Annotated in this window: 17 protein-coding genes and 1 riboswitch; of the genes, 13 read left to right on the plus strand and 4 right to left on the minus strand. The window is 72.3% G+C overall.

What is annotated here, in order from left to right; genetic code table 11:
• Nucleotides 1-32: 32 nt before the first annotated feature.
• On the plus strand, nucleotides 33-1457 hold the full coding sequence (locus tag ACT01A_RS00610; protein ID WP_445150296.1) for a hypothetical protein: 1425 nt from the start codon (nucleotides 33-35) through the stop codon (nucleotides 1455-1457).
• On the opposite strand, the gene ACT01A_RS00615 is transcribed toward ACT01A_RS00610, so the two are convergent.
• Nucleotides 1414-1854 (minus strand): hypothetical protein, encoded by a 441-nt coding sequence (locus ACT01A_RS00615; protein WP_445150297.1) that lies wholly within the window; start codon nucleotides 1852-1854, stop codon nucleotides 1414-1416. The genes ACT01A_RS00610 and ACT01A_RS00615 overlap by 44 nt on opposite strands.
• On the minus strand, nucleotides 1851-3296 hold the full coding sequence (locus tag ACT01A_RS00620) for a WS/DGAT/MGAT family O-acyltransferase (RefSeq protein WP_445150298.1): 1446 nt from the start codon (nucleotides 3294-3296) through the stop codon (nucleotides 1851-1853). Before ACT01A_RS00620 ends, ACT01A_RS00615 begins: the two co-directional genes overlap by 4 nt.
• 186 nt (nucleotides 3297-3482) lie before the next feature.
• Here ACT01A_RS00620 and ACT01A_RS00625 point away from each other — a divergent pair, with 186 nt between their 5' ends.
• The 7 genes from ACT01A_RS00625 to ACT01A_RS00655 all read left to right on the plus strand — a co-directional run bounded on the left by ACT01A_RS00625 (nucleotide 3483) and on the right by ACT01A_RS00655 (nucleotide 10169).
• Nucleotides 3483-4043, plus strand: a complete 561-nt coding sequence (locus ACT01A_RS00625; protein WP_445150299.1) for a sigma-70 family RNA polymerase sigma factor — start codon at nucleotides 3483-3485, stop codon at nucleotides 4041-4043.
• A 9-nt stretch (nucleotides 4044-4052) separates the two neighbouring features.
• Nucleotides 4053-4949 (plus strand): amidohydrolase family protein, encoded by an 897-nt coding sequence (locus ACT01A_RS00630; RefSeq protein WP_445150300.1) that lies wholly within the window; start codon nucleotides 4053-4055, stop codon nucleotides 4947-4949.
• Nucleotides 4950-5057: 108 nt separating this feature from the next.
• Nucleotides 5058-5189, plus strand: coding sequence for a hypothetical protein (locus ACT01A_RS00635; protein WP_445150301.1), 132 nt, complete (start codon nucleotides 5058-5060; stop codon nucleotides 5187-5189).
• Nucleotides 5190-5234: 45 nt separating this feature from the next.
• Nucleotides 5235-5459: riboswitch (cyclic di-AMP (ydaO/yuaA leader) on the plus strand.
• A gap of 7 nt (nucleotides 5460-5466) precedes the next feature.
• Nucleotides 5467-6201 carry a septal ring lytic transglycosylase RlpA family protein gene (locus tag ACT01A_RS00640; RefSeq protein ID WP_445150302.1) on the plus strand — a complete coding sequence of 245 codons (735 nt, stop codon included), beginning with the start codon at nucleotides 5467-5469 and terminating at the stop codon, nucleotides 6199-6201.
• An 83-nt stretch (nucleotides 6202-6284) separates the two neighbouring features.
• A complete protein-coding gene (gene dinB / locus ACT01A_RS00645; RefSeq protein WP_445150303.1) occupies nucleotides 6285-7394 on the plus strand; it encodes a DNA polymerase IV in 1110 nt (369 codons plus the stop codon).
• Between the two features lie 10 nt (nucleotides 7395-7404).
• The gene (locus ACT01A_RS00650) at nucleotides 7405-8220 is read left to right on the plus strand and encodes an alpha/beta fold hydrolase (RefSeq protein ID WP_445150304.1); all 816 of its coding nucleotides are present in this window, start codon (nucleotides 7405-7407) and stop codon (nucleotides 8218-8220) included.
• A 92-nt stretch (nucleotides 8221-8312) separates the two neighbouring features.
• The gene (locus tag ACT01A_RS00655) at nucleotides 8313-10169 is read left to right on the plus strand and encodes a methyl-accepting chemotaxis protein (RefSeq protein WP_445150305.1); all 1857 of its coding nucleotides are present in this window, start codon (nucleotides 8313-8315) and stop codon (nucleotides 10167-10169) included.
• A 68-nt stretch (nucleotides 10170-10237) separates the two neighbouring features.
• Here the strand turns inward: ACT01A_RS00655 and trxA are convergent, their stop codons facing one another.
• Nucleotides 10238-10981 carry a thioredoxin gene (gene trxA, locus ACT01A_RS00660; protein WP_445150306.1) on the minus strand — a complete coding sequence of 248 codons (744 nt, stop codon included), beginning with the start codon at nucleotides 10979-10981 and terminating at the stop codon, nucleotides 10238-10240.
• Nucleotides 10982-11003: 22 nt separating this feature from the next.
• On the opposite strand from trxA, the gene ACT01A_RS00665 reads away from it, so the two are divergent.
• From ACT01A_RS00665 to ACT01A_RS00685, 5 genes are read left to right on the plus strand one after another with little or no spacing between them, the layout of a single operon-like run.
• Complete coding sequence (locus tag ACT01A_RS00665; protein WP_445150307.1) at nucleotides 11004-11795, plus strand: alpha/beta fold hydrolase; 792 nt, start codon at nucleotides 11004-11006, stop codon at nucleotides 11793-11795.
• A 17-nt stretch (nucleotides 11796-11812) separates the two neighbouring features.
• Complete coding sequence (locus ACT01A_RS00670) at nucleotides 11813-12691, plus strand: ABC transporter permease (protein WP_445150308.1); 879 nt, start codon at nucleotides 11813-11815, stop codon at nucleotides 12689-12691.
• A gap of 11 nt (nucleotides 12692-12702) precedes the next feature.
• Complete coding sequence (locus ACT01A_RS00675; RefSeq protein ID WP_445150309.1) at nucleotides 12703-13119, plus strand: DUF6941 family protein; 417 nt, start codon at nucleotides 12703-12705, stop codon at nucleotides 13117-13119.
• Complete coding sequence (locus tag ACT01A_RS00680) at nucleotides 13008-13355, plus strand: hypothetical protein (RefSeq protein WP_445150310.1); 348 nt, start codon at nucleotides 13008-13010, stop codon at nucleotides 13353-13355. Before ACT01A_RS00675 ends, ACT01A_RS00680 begins: the two co-directional genes overlap by 112 nt.
• Entirely contained in the window at nucleotides 13352-14146 is a 795-nt protein-coding gene (locus ACT01A_RS00685; RefSeq protein WP_445150311.1) for a thioesterase family protein, read from the plus strand. The genes ACT01A_RS00680 and ACT01A_RS00685 overlap by 4 nt, the downstream gene beginning before the upstream one ends.
• Here the strand turns inward: ACT01A_RS00685 and ACT01A_RS00690 are convergent.
• The gene (locus ACT01A_RS00690) at nucleotides 14128-14343 is read right to left on the minus strand and encodes a hypothetical protein (RefSeq protein ID WP_445150312.1); all 216 of its coding nucleotides are present in this window, start codon (nucleotides 14341-14343) and stop codon (nucleotides 14128-14130) included. The two genes, ACT01A_RS00685 and ACT01A_RS00690, sit on opposite strands and share 19 nt — an antisense overlap.
• Nucleotides 14344-14352 lie beyond the last annotated feature (9 nt).

Here is a 14352-nt window from a genome sequence, read left to right on the forward strand (position 1 = left end):
ACCTCTGGGCACGCCGCCCGTCGGTGGCGGTGATGCGGAGGATCTTGGTGGTGTTGGCGGCGGCGGCGCTCGTCGCTCCGGGCGGCGCGGACGCCCGCGAGCTGACGCGCTGGGACGTCGGTCGCGACTACCTGCGCTTCGTGCTGACCGGCACGCGCGTCGTCGGGCCGGTGCTCGCGGGCGATCGCGTCGTCTGGGCGCGTGGGAGCAGCTGGGGAGCGTGGACGATCGAATCCGCGCCGGGCGGCAGGATCGCGCGGCTCGGTCCGCAGGGGCACGACCTGGGCGAGTGGCGGGAGTGGCACGCCCTCACGCTGGCGGGCTCGCCGACGCGGCTGGCCTACCTGGAGCAGTTCTCGAAGACAGGCGACAAGTACACGCCGTCGCGCCTGTTGTCGGGTCGCGTCGCGGCGGGCGCGCCGGGCGCGGTGCCGCAGACCGTGGTCGCGTGCCACGCCGACGTCGAGCAGACCGCCTCGCAGTCGCTCAGCCTGGCCGGCGACGTGCTCCTCTACAACGACCCCTGCGGCGGGCCCGTGACGCACGCGCAGGACCTCGTGACCGGCGCGTCGTGGTCGGCGGAGACCCACGCCGGCCTCTCCGGTGGGGCGTGGACGGCCGGCGGGGTCCTCGCGGCCAGGGAGACGCTCTACGACGCCGCCACGGGCGCCGTGCGCGGCACCTACCCGCCGCTCGGCGGCGAGCGCTACGTGATCGATGGCGCCGTGCAGGACGACGGCACCGAGATCCTGGAGGTGCAGAACCGCACGTACCCTCGCACCGTCGTGGTCCGGGCGCCCGGTGACGTCGCGGCGCGCGTCGTGCCGACCGACCTCCCGCTGGTCGGCGTCGACGGCGATGACAACGACCACGCGCCCGCGGTGCGGATCGTGGGCGGCCGGATCGCGGTGCGCGTGCGGGCACCGAACGGCGCGCAGCAGATCGCGGTCGGCGGTCTCGACGGCCACCTCACGCCCGTCGTCGACTTCGGTCGCGAGACGCTCGTCCGGCCCGCGGCCGACCCACAGTGGTGGTCGTTCGACGGCACGCGGATCGCGTGGGCCTCGCAGCAGTGCGAGCGGGTCACGATCGGGGTGACCGAGGTCGGGGCGGGCACCGCCGCCGCGCCCGAGGCGGTGCCGCAGAAGGTCTGCGCGCGCCCGCGGCTGCTGTCGAAGTCCGCGCGCGTCGACGCCCACGGACGCTTCACGCTGCGCGTCGCCTGCGGCGCGCCGTGCCGCGACGTCCTGCACCTCTCCTACGACACCAAGCACCACAACTTCATCCGCTTCTCGCTGCCCGGCTCGACCCGGCCGCAGGTCGTGCACGGGCGGGTGCCGCGGGGCGCGAAGCTGAGCAAGGGCGCCCTCGCCTGGATCGACAGCGACCCCGACAGCGTCCTGCCGCGCGACCTCAGCCTGCGGAGCGCCCGAGCCAGTACTGCAAGAACGCCCTGAGCTGCGGGTCGCCGACGGCGTCGACCGCGATCGCGCGGCCGTGGGCGTAGGCGACGAGCGTCGCGTCGAGTGGGCCCAGGACGCGGGCGACGCGGATCGACTGGCCGGCCGCGCGCAGGTCGGCGGAGTCCGGCGCGCTGGCGACGTCGCGCGCCAATGTGCGCGCCGCGGCGGCGGTGGACGCGTCCGTGGTCGCGATCACCAGGTTGCCCTTGCGCAGCTCGGCGGCCCAGGCCTTCGGGTCGGCCGCGGTGACGCCGGGGACCGCCGCGTCGGGCGCGCGCGTGGTCGCGTCGTCCTGGGCGGTGAAGAACCACAGCGCGAGCGCCAGGCCCGCGAAGGCCAGGACGACGACGGCCGCCCCGCGCAGGACGCGCGCCCCGACGGTTCCCGTCACCGCGGCGCGGAGGCGGTCGGGCGCCGCCGCGGCCCGGTCCGGCCGACGCGGTCGTTCGCGCCGGTCGCCGCGCCGAGGTCGTCGATCGCGCCCTCCAGGTGCGTGGCGATGTCCTCCAGGTCGGGCAGCGCGTCGAAGTCCCCCAACAACCCGAAGCCCAGGCGCCCGTTGTAGGACATGATCGCGATGCCGAGCGCCTGCTTGAGCGCCAGCGGCACGACCGGGTACAGCCCGCGCATCCGATGGCCGAGCAGGAACAGCTCGACCTGCGGGCCGGGCACGTTGGTCACGACGACGTTGAAGAACCGCTGACGTGCCTGCAGCCGCGCGGCCTGGGACATGATCGTCGGCGGCGCGAAGTCCGCGAGCTGGGTCAGCGTCTCGGCGCCGACCGCCTGGCCGGACTCCTTCAGGCCGGCCATCGCCGCGTGGACCTCGTCGAAGCAGTCGACCGGGTCGCGCACGCCGACCGGCAGCGGCGCCCACATCGTCGCGACGCGGTTGCCGAGCGCGCCGTGCTCAGCCTCGGCGCGGACGCTCACCGGGACCATCGCGCGCAGGACGAGGCCCTCGGTGTCCTCGCCGCGACCGCGCATCCAGCGGCCGAGGGCGAGCGCGACGCTCGTCAACACCACGTCGTTGACGGTCCCGCCGAGCGCCGACTTGATGGCCTTGAAGCGGTGCAGGTCGGCGTCGACCCACGTGTAGCGGCGGTGCGGGCCGATCGCGACGTTCAGCGGCGAGCGCGGCGCGGGGTTGAGCCCGGCGGCCGCCATCGAGCCCAACCCGGCGACGCCGGTGGCCAGGCGCTGGGCGACGGCACGCGGCGCGCGGGTGGCGGCGCGGACGCCGCGCAACGCCTCGCCCGGGACCGTCGTGCGCTCCAGCAGCGCCTCGGCCAGCAACTCGGTCTGGGTCGGCACGGGGCGGGGGAGCCACGGCGAGGACGGGGGTGCGGGTGGGGCGGACGGCTCGGCCGCGGCGTCGAAGAGCACCGAGACGATGTCGACGCCGCTGACGCCGTCGACCAGCGCGTGGTGCGTCTTGCTGAGGATCGCGAAGCGGTCGTCGCTGAGGTTCTCGACCAGCCAGATCTCCCACAGCGGCTTGGAGCGATCCAGCCGCTGGCCGAAGACGCGCGCGGCCAGCCGCTTGAGCTCGTCGTCGCCGCCGGGCGCGGGCAGCGCGGTGTGGCGGATGTGGTACCCGGCGTTGAAGTGCGGGTCATCGACCCAGCGCGGGCGGCCCTGGCCGAGCGGGACGAACGCGAGCCGCTGGCGGTAGCGCGGCACGAGGTGCAGGCGCGACCCGATGGCTTCGAGCAGGTCGTCGTACGCGGGGGCCGGGCCGTCGAAGGTCATGACGGCGGCCACGTGCATGTGGGCGCCACCGTCCTCGAGGTGGAGGAAGGAGGAGTCCAGAGCGGTCAGGCGTGCGGGCACAATCACGATGGTCGCAGCCGTACGGCGTCAGGGGCAAGTCCGGCCCCATCCATCTTTCCGACCTGGCGAGGTTCTTGCATACGCACTGCACAGTGTATGTTGCGAACCTTCAACAGCGTGTGTAGGGTCTGTGTCACGCGGGTAGGTCGAGCCCCGTAGGACAGACCCCTTGGACTGGAGCACCCCATGGACCTCAGCGACCCCGCCATCTTCGGCCACGTATACGACGAGCACCGCCGCAGCGTGCACGCCACGGCGTTCCGCGTGCTCGGGTCCGCCTCAGCCGCGCAGGACGTGGTCCAAGACGTCTTCTTGCGGGTCTGGCGCAACCCGTCGAAGTTCGATGCGCGCCGCGGCGAGATCGGCAGCTACCTGCGCCTGATGGCGCGCTCGCGGGCCGTCGACCTGTGGCGTGAGGGCCAGGCGTCCGGGCGCGCGGAGGACCGGCTGAAGGTCGTCGTCGCGCACGATCCGCCGCGGCCCGACGTGCAGCCGGATCACCTCGCGCTTGCCTCCGCCGACCGCTCGACCGTGCGCGACGCGCTCGGCCGCCTGCCGGACGCCCAGCGCGAGGCGCTCGTGCTGGCGTACTGGGGCGGGCTGACCGCCGATCAGATCGCCGAGCGCGCCGGCGTCCCGCTCGGCACCGCCAAGAGCCGGATCCGGCTCGGGCTGGCGCGGCTGCGCAGCGAGCTGGAGATGCTGCGGACCGGCGCCGATGTCAATGCGGAGGCCGCGGCCGCGTAGAGTCGGGGCGTGCCCGTCCGCGGCCTGCCCTTCGACGACGTCGTCACCGAGCTGCGCGAGGCCGAGCTGGCATGGCTCGGCCCCGACGTGGAGTGGTTCGACGCCCACACGCACATCGGCCACCACGACCCGGACGGCTTTGAGGCCGACCCGGAGGAGATCGTCGAGGCGCTCGACGTCGCCGGCCAGCAGCGCGCGCTGCTGTTCGCGATGCACGAGCCCGACGGCTACCGCGAGGCCAACGACTGGGTGTTGAAGTCGTGTGCGGAGTCCGGCGGCCGTCTGGTCCCGCTCGGGCGGATCGACCCGAAGGCGCCTGACGCACTGGAGGAGGCGCACCGCCTGCTGGCGGCCGGCGCGCGGGGCTTCAAGCTGCACCCGCGCAGCGACGCCTTCACGTTGCCCAACCCCGTCGTCGACGAGGTCGTCGCGCTGGCCGGCGAGCACCGGCTGCCGGTGCTCTTTCACGCGGGGCGGGGGATCCCTGATCTCGGGTCCTCGGTCGTCGATCTGGCGCGGGCTCATCCGGGTGCGCGGCTGATCCTCGCGCACGCCGGGATCAGCGACCTCGGGCCGATCGCGCCGCACGCGCGCGAGCTGCCCAACATCCTGTTCGACACCTCGTGGTGGCTGATCAGCGACATGTTGACCTTGTTCTCCACGATCCCGCCCGGGCAGATCTTGTACGCCTCGGATCTGCCCTACGGCGGGCCGCGCTTCCCGTCGCTGCTGATGCTGCGCTGCGCGCGTGCGGTGGGGCTGACGCCGGAGCAGGCGCGGGCGATCGCGGGTGCGCAGACCGCGCGAGTGGTGGACGGAGCGGATCTTCTGGACCTCGGCCCGGCGCCGGGCGAGGACGTACCGCTCGGGCGCCGCGTGCTCGCGTTCGAGCGGGTCATCGCCTAGGTGTCGGCCGCGGTGCAATTGGCCTTCCGCGACGGGGATCCGAGCGAGGCATTGGCCTTGGCGCGGCTCGCGTGCGCGACGTCGCCAGAAGCACAGCATCGGGAAACGTTGAGCGAGATCGATCGTTACCTGGAGCTCGCTCAGCAGCGCGTGGGCGAGGGCTTCGATCCGTTCGCCTGCCTCTACCCGGCGATGGTCGGGATGGTCCTCGCGGGGACCGCAGACGCGCTCTCAGTGTGAGCCTCCTCACACAGTCATCAAGTTCTATGGGTACTCTGGCGAACGCTTGTTCGAACGCCGAGCCGTCTCCACCTGAACGCAAATAGGGAGACGGGCGGGGGACCCAATTGCCTGGTCGTGAGTGCGATCCGACCGGTATGGGGCGAATCACGGGCCTGATGGCCCGGTAGCGACGACGAAGTCGCCCGTATGTGCCAGACCGGCATGTTCGTGGTGGCGGCCTTGCCGCGAGCCCGACAGCTAACCCCGTAGGCGATGACCACAGGAGGTGCCTCCCTTGAGGCTCAAGAACCTGCGCGCCACGGGTCTCACCGGCGCGCTGCTGAGTACGACCATCATCGCGGTGGCTCCGGCCGTCGCGGATTCCGATACGCAGTCCCAGAACACGACGGCCGCCGCCTCGGCGCCGGCCGCTGCGAAGACCGCCGTCCCGCCGCCGGTGGCGACCAAGGCCTCGTCCTCGCTGACGGTGTCCTCGGTGCGCCGCACGGTGATCGCCGGCAAGCGCGTCGTCGTGCGCGGCACCCTGCGTCCCGCCGGCTCCGGCCGTGCGGTGGCGCTCCAGGTCCGCCAGAAGAGTGGCGGCGGCTGGATCACCGTCAATCACGACCGCACGAACGCCAAGGGCCGCTACGTGCTGGCCTGGCGCGCGGCGAAGACCGGCACCCGCCGGATCCGCGTGCACTTCGGCGGCACCCGCGAGCTGTCCTCGGCCCGTCACCAGGCCGGGACTACGCGCGTCTACCGTCGGGCGCTCGCGTCCTGGTACGGCCCGGGCCTCTACGGCGGCCACCTCGCCTGCGGCGGGACGCTGACGCCGGGCACGCTCGGCGTCGCCAACAAGTCGCTGCCGTGCGGCACCAAGGTGACGTTGCACTACAAGGGGCGCACGGTGCGCGTCCCGGTCATCGACCGCGGCCCGTACGTCGGCGCCCGCGAGTTCGACCTGACCGCCGCGACGAAGACGAAGCTCGGCTTCGGCTCGACCGGCACGGTCCTCACGACGCGCTAGCCGCGTCGACGTCGCACCCGCATCACCGGCCTGTCCGCCAGGGCCACGCGTCGCCGTCACTGGCGCCGCGTACCCTGGCGGGCATGGCCAAGCGGGTCATCGCCCACCTCGACTGCGATGCGTTCTTCGCGTCCGTCGAGCTGCAGCGGCGGCCCGAGCTGCGCGGTCTTCCCGTGATCGTCGCCGGGACCGGCCCGCGCGCGGTCGTGACGACCGCGTCCTACGAGGCGCGGAAGTTCGGGATCGGCAGCGCGATGAGCGCGGCCGAGGCCAAGCGCCGGTGCCCGCAGGCGATCACGATCCCGCCCGACCACGCCGCGTATTCGGAGAAGTCGCGCGAGGTGTGGGGGGTGGTCCGCGAGCGGATCGCGATCCTCCAGCAGGCGGGGATCGACGAGGCCTACGCGGACCTCAGCGACGTCGACGAGAAGCCGATCCCGTTGTTGAGGGCGTTGATCGCCGACGTCAAGGAGGCCACCGGCATCCAGATCTCGGCCGGCGTCGCGCCCAACCGGCTGGTGGCCAAGATCGCGTCTGACCTCGGCAAGCCCGCCGGCTTCGTCGCCATCGGCCGCGAGCAGTGCGCCGCCCACATCGCCGACCGCTCGCCGCGGATCGTCCCGGGCATCGGCCCCAAGACCGCCGCGCGCCTAGCCGAGATGGGCTTCGCGACGCTCGGCGCGTTGCAGAACGCGCCCGTTGAGGAGCTCCAGGAGCGCTTTGGCGAGCGCTACGGCTACGACCTGCACCGCCGCGCGCACCTGCACGACGAGTCGCCGGTCGAGACCACGCGCGTCGCCAAGTCGCGCTCGGTCGAGACGACCTTCGACGAGGACGTCGCCGACCACGCCCAGCTGGAGTCGATCCTGCGCGGCCAGGCCAAGAAGCTCGCCGAAGGCCTCCAGCGCAAGGAGACGCGCGGCAAGAACATCGCGATCAAGGTCCGCCTCGACGACTGGACCACGGTGACCCGCGCGAAGACGATCGACACCTACATGAACGACGAGGCCACGATCATCTCCGTCGCCCTCGACCTCTTCCGCGACTACGCACCTCAACGCCCCGTCCGCCTCCTCGGCGTCCGCGTCGCCTCCTTCGAGGACGAGGCCGACGACACGCCGTCGGAGGGCGGGCGGGGATCGGGTCCTCGCCCGGTCCCGCCGGGCCAGCTGGTCCTGCCGATCAGCGTGTAGCGTCCGCCGCATGACGCACCTGACCGTCGGCGGCCGTCAGCTGTTCCACCAGCGATCCGGGAGCGGGAGCGAGCCGCTGCTGCTGATCCAGGGGATGAGCGGGACGCACCTGGCGTGGGGTGAGCCGTTCCTGAAGGGGTTGGCGGAGGACTTCGACGTGGTGGCCTACGACCACCGTGGGATCGGGCGCAGCGATCCGGTTGGCGAGCCGTTCACGATCAAGGAGCTGGCGCAGGACGCCGCCGGGGTGCTCGACGCGCTCGGATGGGAGACCGCGCACGTGGTCGGCATCTCGATGGGCGGGATGATCGCCCAGGAGCTCGCGCTCGCCCATCCGGACCGGGTCCGGACGCTGACGCTCGGCTGCACGTACTGCGGCGGCGAAGGCTCCGAGCTCGCGCCGCCCGAGACGCTCGCCAAGCTCGCACAAGGCTTCCAGTCCGGCGACCGCGAGCTGGCGATCCGCACCGGCTTCGAGGTCAACGTGTCGGCCGAGTTCGCCGCCCAGCCCGGCGCCTACGAGGCGTTCCGCGCGATGGCCAAGGCGCTGCCCGCGCCGCTGCCGGTGATCATGCTCCAGATGCAGGCGATCGGCGGGCACGACACGAGCGCCAGGCTGCCGCAGCTCGAAGGGCTCCCGACGCTCGTGATCCACGGCGACGCGGACCGCATGCTGCCAGTTGGCAATGGCCGGATGATCGCGTCGCTGATCCCGGGTTCAACGCTGGAAGTTCTTCCCACCGTTGGGCACATGTTCTGGTGGGAAAAGCCCACCATCAGCGCGGATCTGATCCGTGGGCACGCGCTGGCCACCATGAGTGGGTAGACGCCAGATGGCCGGATGGCTTAGCCGTCCGGAGTTCATCAGGATTCTGACATTCAGTGAGTCTCGCTGCGTGCCGAGGAGAGGGACAGATCATGCTCGCCTTCCTCCGCTCCTCCAAGAAGCCCGACCCGGCGCTCGCCCAGCTTCAGTCGCGGCTCAACTCGCTCGAGGCCAACTGCCTCGCCTCCCTCGAACAGGGCCTCGCCGACATGGCGGCCGGCGACCTCACGCGCAGCGTCGAGCCCGTCACGCGCCCCATCGACCTTCACTCCGAGGATCCGCAGGTCACGGAACTGGTGGACACGTTCAACGCGATGCTCCGTCGCGCGCAGAACGCGCTCAACGCCTACAACGCCCATCGTGAAGAGCTGCGCGCCGCGCTCGGCGACCGTTCCTCGCTCCAGGACCTCCGCGGCCGCCTCCTCTCGCTGGACGAGCACTGCCTTACCGGCCTGGGCGCCGGCCTCACCGCCGTCGCCGAAGGCGACCTCACCCGCGAGCTCGCTCCCGCCACGGAGCCGATCGCGGTCGCGCCCGGCGCTTTCGCCGGCGCGCTGACCGAGACCTTCAACTCGATGCTCGGCCGCGCCCAGGGCGGCCTGGTCCAGTTCAACGTCATGCGCGAGGAGCTGCGCGCCGCGCTCGGCGACCGCTCCTGCCTCGGCGACCTCACCGCCCGCCTGAACTCGCTGAACGACAACTGCCTGACCGCGCTCCAGAGCGGTCTCGTCGCCGTCGCCGAGCAGGGTGACCTCAGCGTCGCGGCGACCCCGGTCACCACGCCGATCACCGCTCGCCCGGGCCACGAGATCGGCGCGCTGGCCGACACCTTCAACTCGATGCTGGGTCGCGCCCAGGAGTCGATCGAGGCCTACAACGGCATGCGCGGCGACCTCGCCGAGGTCGCCGAGACCGCGGCCGCGATCGCCGACGGCGACCTCACCGCCTCCGTCGCGCCGAAGTCCGGCGACGACGTCCTCGGCAACGCCTTCGCGGAGATGACCGCCAAGCTGGCGTCGATCGTCGCGCAGGTCTCCGACACCGCCATCGGCCTGCGCGCCGCGTCGACCGAGATGGCCCGCTCCTCCGAGGAGACGCACCGCGCGATCGAGGAGATCGCCCACGCGGTCGCCGACGTCGCCTCCGGCTCCGAGCGCCAGATGCACGTGATCGGCGGCGCCCAGGAGGTCGCGGTCGACGTCGTCAACGTCACCACCGCCTCCGAGTCGACCGCCGAGGGCGCCCGCGAGGCCGCCCGCGACGCTCGCTCCGCCGCCGAGGAGGGCGCCAAGGCCGTCACGACCGCCACCAAGGCGATGGCCGCCGTCCGCGACTCGTCCGCCGCGATCAGCGAGACGATGGAGGACCTCGAGCGCAAGTCCCAGCAGATCGGCGGGATCGTCGAGGCGATCACCGGCATCGCCGAGCAGACCAACCTGCTGGCGCTGAACGCCGCCATCGAGGCCGCCCGCGCCGGCGACCAGGGCCGCGGCTTCGCGGTCGTCGCCGACGAGGTCCGCAAGCTCGCCGAGAGCTCGCAGAAGGCCGCGCAGGAGATCGGCGCCCTGATCGGCTCGATGCAGACCGAGTCCCAGCGCGCGCTGTCGGTCGTCCAGGCCGGCGCGGCCCAGACCGAGGACGGCGCCGCCACCGTCGAGCAGGCCCGCGCGTCGTTCCTGCGCATCGACGGCTCGGTCGGCGACGTGCACGACCGCGTCGAGGAGATCACCGCAGCGGTCCGCAAGATCGCGCAGGCCTCGACCAAGATGCAGGGCGACATGGACGACATCGTCTCCGTGGCCCAGCAGTCGACCGCGGCCACCGAGCAGGTGTCCGCCTCGACGCAGGAGACCTCAGCGTCGGCCCAGGAGATCGCGACCGGCGCCCAGGACCTGGCGCGCCGCGCGGACTCGCTGGCCGACCTGGTGGCGACCTTCAAGGTGGCCTAGAGCAGGGCCAGGTGCCCACGTCCGCCCGGCGCGTCGCCTGAACGCGCGCCGGGTGGGCTGTAGTTCCCCTAGTAGAGCGCGCCCGCCAGGCGACGGCGGGCGTCGCGGGCGAAGGGGTGGTCGACGCCGAACGCGTCGAGGATCCCGACGACGACGCGGCGCAGGTCGTCCTTGGCGCCGTTCGCGCTGGCGATGGCGTCGATCAGGAGGTCGACGGCCTTCTGCGGGTCGCCGCCGTCGAGCGCCTTGAAGGCGGCCAGCGCGTTCTCGTCGCCGGTCTGCTCCAGCCGGATGCGGGCCGCGAGGCCGTCGGCGGAGAAGTCGCCCTGGGCGTTGGCGAGCGTCGCCAGCGCGGCGTCGAGGTCGCCGCCCTTGCGCTGGAGGATCGCGAGCTTGATCTTCGCGTCGGCGCGCTTGGGGTCCAGCGCGATCGCCTGCTTGAGCGACTCCTCGTCGCCGGCCTCGACGAGCGCGTCGGACTCGTTGGGCATCAGCCCGTCCAGGAACGCGGCGACGCGCGCGGGCGGCAGCGCGCCGACGAACTCGTCTACGACCTTGCCGTCCTTGAACGCCTTGACGGCCGGGATCGACTGGATCCCGAACTGCGCGGCGAGCTGCTGGTTGGCGTCGGTGTCGAGCTTGGCCAGGACGAAGTCGCCCTCGCGCGCGCCGGCCTCCTTCTCCAGGATCGGGCCGAGCGAGCGACACGGGCCGCACCACTCGGCCCAGAAGTCGACGACGACGGGGATCTCATGGGACTTCTCGATGACCTGCTGCTGGAAGTCCTGCTCGGTGACGTCGATGACGGCCATGTCTCCTAGGGTACGACGAGCGATGCTGTACGTAGAGCGAAGCGGCGAAGGGGCACCGGTCGTGCTCCTGCACGGGCTGACCGCGACCCACAAGTACGTGGTGATGGGCAGCAAGTCCCTCCAGCGCGCCGGGCACGACGTGGTGGCCTACGACGCGCGCGGGCACGGGGCGAGCGACCCGGCGCCGACGTCGGACGCCTACACCTACGAGGACCTCGCCAAGGACCTGCTGTGGGTGATGGACCAGGCGGGCTTTGACCGCGCGGTGTTGGCGGGCGCGTCGATGGGGGCGCACACGTCGATCCGCTTCGCCCTCGACCATCCCGAGCGCGTGGCGGGGCTGGTGGTGATCACGCCGGCCTACGACCCGGAGGCGTGGCCGGGGAACCTCGCGCGCTGGGACGCGCTCTCGGACGGTCTCCGCTCCGGCGGCGTCGAAGGCTTCGTGGAGGCCTACGGCGACGAAGGCCCTGAGAAGTGGAAGGACACGCTGAAGACCGTGCTGCGCCAGCGCCTGAGCGCGCACGAGCACCAGGACGCGGTGGCCGACGCGTTGCGCGCCGTGCCGCGCTCGCGGCCCTTCGCGGCGCGAGCGGATCTCGAGCGCATCGCCGCGCCCACCGTCGTCGTCGCCGACCGCGACGAGCCCGATCCCGGCCACCCGCTCGCCGTCGGCGAGTTGTACGCCTCGCTGATCCCGGGCGCGCGGCTGGTCGTCGAGGACGAGGGCTCCTCCCCGATCGCCTGGCAGGGCGGCCAGCTGAGCAAGGTCATCGCCTCGGTCGTGGCGGAGGCGGGCCTGTCGGCGGAGTGACCCGCATCGTTGCTCGTATGGCTGGGATCGCCGTGGTCGTCGTCGCGGCGACCGCTACCGCCTGGCTGCTCTTCCACGCGCTGCGCCCGAACCTGTTCGACGGCGACGACCAGACGTTGTGGGGGTTCTTGAACCGCGCGTTCCTGCACTTCGACTTCGGCCGCTCGCAGCAGGGCAGCCGGACGCCGGTCGCCGAGCTGATCCGCAGCGGCTTCCCCAACGACGTCGCGGTGCTCGCCGGCGGCCTGGCGTTTGGCGTCGCCACCGGGGTCAGCGGCGCCGTGTGGTGCTCTCGCAACCCGCGCGGCTGGGCGTCGCGCGCGATCCAGGGCGTCGCGATGGCCGGCCTCGTCGCGCCGGTCTACGTCGTCGGCCTGATGTCGCTGCTGATCTTCGGCGAGGACATCGGCCGGCTCTCGCTCGGCATCCCCTTGCGCTACGTCGACTTCAGCGAGTCCCTCACCGGCTGGCTGAAGTCGATCATCGTGCCCTGGATCGTCGTCGGCTTGCCACTGGCCGGCATGTGCCTGCGAACCATGTTGGGGCAGATGGTCGAGGTCGGCGACGAGGAGTACGTCCGCGCCGCCCGCGCCAAGGGCGTCAGCGAATCCGCGATCCGTCGTCGCCACATCGCTCCCGCCGCGCTCGCACCCACCGCGATGCTCGCCTCCAGCGCCATGCCCGTCCTGATCACCAACGTCGTCCTCGTCGAGCAGGTCTTCTCGATCGATGGCGTCTTCCACGACCTCACCCGCTCGATCGGCACCTCCAACGTCCCGCTCATCCTCGGCATGACCGCCGTCGGCGCCCTGCTCATCGGCCTGACGACGCTCCTCTTCGACCTCTTGCTGCTTTGGCTGGACCCTCGCGTCCGCGCCGGCGTCACCGCGTCGTAGGCTGTCGGGCCATGAACGTCGACTGGGTGATCCCGTGCCGCTATGTGGAGGTCCACGACAACTTGGGGTCCATGATCGGGGCGGGGATCGACACCTTCTGGGTGCCCGAGCTGCCGGCCGGGCTGCAAGTGCTGTGCGCGGTGCGGCTGACCGCGACAGCTGACGAGCTGACGGCGGGCACGGTCCACCAGATGCGCAACGTCGTCACCGATCCGGCCGGGAACGTCGTCAGCGACGTCGGCGGCGAGTTCGAGATCGGGACCGAGAACCCGCGGCGCGAGTGGCTCAACGGCATCGTCCTGCCCTCCGCCGTCCAGTGGGAGGCGACCGTCACCGGCACCTACCAGCTGGAGCACATCGTCGACGCCGACTCCAAGTCGATCCCGCTGCACGTCGTCGAAGGGCAGCCGGACGAAGCGGAAGAGTGAGCGTCACCGCGCGGCGGGATCTGGAGCGGCGGTTGGATGTCCTGCGCAAGGCGATCGCGCCCGACGGCATGGTCTGGATCGCGTGGCCGAAGAAGGCGTCGAAGGTGCCGACGGACGTGACCGAGGACGTGGTGCGCGAAGTGGTGCTGCCGACGGGCCTGGTCGACGTGAAGGTGTGCGCGATCGACGCGATCTGGTCCGGGCTGAAGATCGTGATCCGCAAGGAGCTGCGATGAGCGGCGGCGCCGACGCGCACGCCGTCTTCGTCCCTGACGGCGACCTGCTCGTCCCGACCGTCCACGCCCGCGGGCCGTGGGACGCGGCGTCGATGCACGGCGGCGGACCGACAGCGCTGCTCGCGCGCGCCATCGAGGCCCTCGACACACCTGCGCCGATGCGGATCGTCCGGCTCGCCGTCGAGTTCCCGCGCGCGGTCCCGATGGAGCCCGTCAAGGCCAGCGCGGCGATCACGCGCCCCGGCAAGCGCCTGGCGTTGGCGGAGGCGTCGCTCGCCACCGCCGACGGGATGCCCGTCCTGCGCGCCAACGCCACGCTGCTGCGCCGCGCGCCCGTCGCGATCCCCGACAGCGCGCGCATCGACGACCCGCCGGTCCCCGGCCCACAAGGCGCCGAGCCCGTCACCTGGTCCGGCGCGGGGGAGGACCACGGCTTCCACCTCTCCGCCGCCGAGATCGTCGTCGCCCGCACCAACGGGACTGCGCGGCTGGGCTGGTTCCGCTTCAGGATGCCGCTCGTCGCGGGCGAGGATCCGACGCCGCTCCAACGCGCGGTCGCCTTCGCCGACTTCGGCAACGGCATCTCGCGCGCGCTCTCGTTCGAGACGCACCTGTTCGTCAACACCGACTTGACCGTCCACCTGCACCGCGAGCCGACCGGCGAATGGATCGGCCTCGACGCCCGCACCGACTTCGGCGCCGAGGGCTCCGGTCAGGCGACCACGGTCCTGCTCGACGAGCGCGGCCGGATCGGCACCGGCGCGCAGTCGCTCTACGTCGACGAGCGCTGACCGACCACGGCGTGCTTGGTGCGCGCCGCCTTGACGGCCTTCTTCGGCACGTCGGCGTCCAGCACGTAGGTGCGCTTCCCGGTCCGCTCCGCGTACCCGGCGATGCTCAGCCGCTTGAGCACGACCGGGCACTTCTTGCACCGGGGCCCGCTCTTGCAGCACTTCTTCTTCGCGCGGACCTCTCGCGGCGTCGCCATCGTCTGCGA

This window comes from Baekduia sp. Peel2402, assembly GCF_052567285.1.

What these genes read in the sequence shown, in the direction of transcription:
- ACT01A_RS00610 (WP_445150296.1), top strand. Translation starts at nt 33, where the DNA reads ATGCGGAGGATCTTGGTGGTGTTGGCGGCGGCGGCGCTCGTCGCTCCG.
- ACT01A_RS00625 (WP_445150299.1), top strand. Translation starts at nt 3,483, where the DNA reads ATGGACCTCAGCGACCCCGCCATCTTCGGCCACGTATACGACGAGCAC.
- dinB (WP_445150303.1), top strand. Translation starts at nt 6,285, where the DNA reads ATGGCCAAGCGGGTCATCGCCCACCTCGACTGCGATGCGTTCTTCGCG.
- ACT01A_RS00650 (WP_445150304.1), top strand. Translation starts at nt 7,405, where the DNA reads ATGACGCACCTGACCGTCGGCGGCCGTCAGCTGTTCCACCAGCGATCC.
- ACT01A_RS00655 (WP_445150305.1), top strand. Translation starts at nt 8,313, where the DNA reads ATGCTCGCCTTCCTCCGCTCCTCCAAGAAGCCCGACCCGGCGCTCGCC.
- trxA (WP_445150306.1), bottom strand. Translation starts at nt 10,981, where the DNA reads ATGGCCGTCATCGACGTCACCGAGCAGGACTTCCAGCAGCAGGTCATC.
- ACT01A_RS00665 (WP_445150307.1), top strand. Translation starts at nt 11,004, where the DNA reads ATGCTGTACGTAGAGCGAAGCGGCGAAGGGGCACCGGTCGTGCTCCTG.
- ACT01A_RS00670 (WP_445150308.1), top strand. Translation starts at nt 11,813, where the DNA reads ATGGCTGGGATCGCCGTGGTCGTCGTCGCGGCGACCGCTACCGCCTGG.
- ACT01A_RS00675 (WP_445150309.1), top strand. Translation starts at nt 12,703, where the DNA reads ATGAACGTCGACTGGGTGATCCCGTGCCGCTATGTGGAGGTCCACGAC.
- ACT01A_RS00685 (WP_445150311.1), top strand. Translation starts at nt 13,352, where the DNA reads ATGAGCGGCGGCGCCGACGCGCACGCCGTCTTCGTCCCTGACGGCGAC.
- ACT01A_RS00690 (WP_445150312.1), bottom strand. Translation starts at nt 14,343, where the DNA reads ATGGCGACGCCGCGAGAGGTCCGCGCGAAGAAGAAGTGCTGCAAGAGC.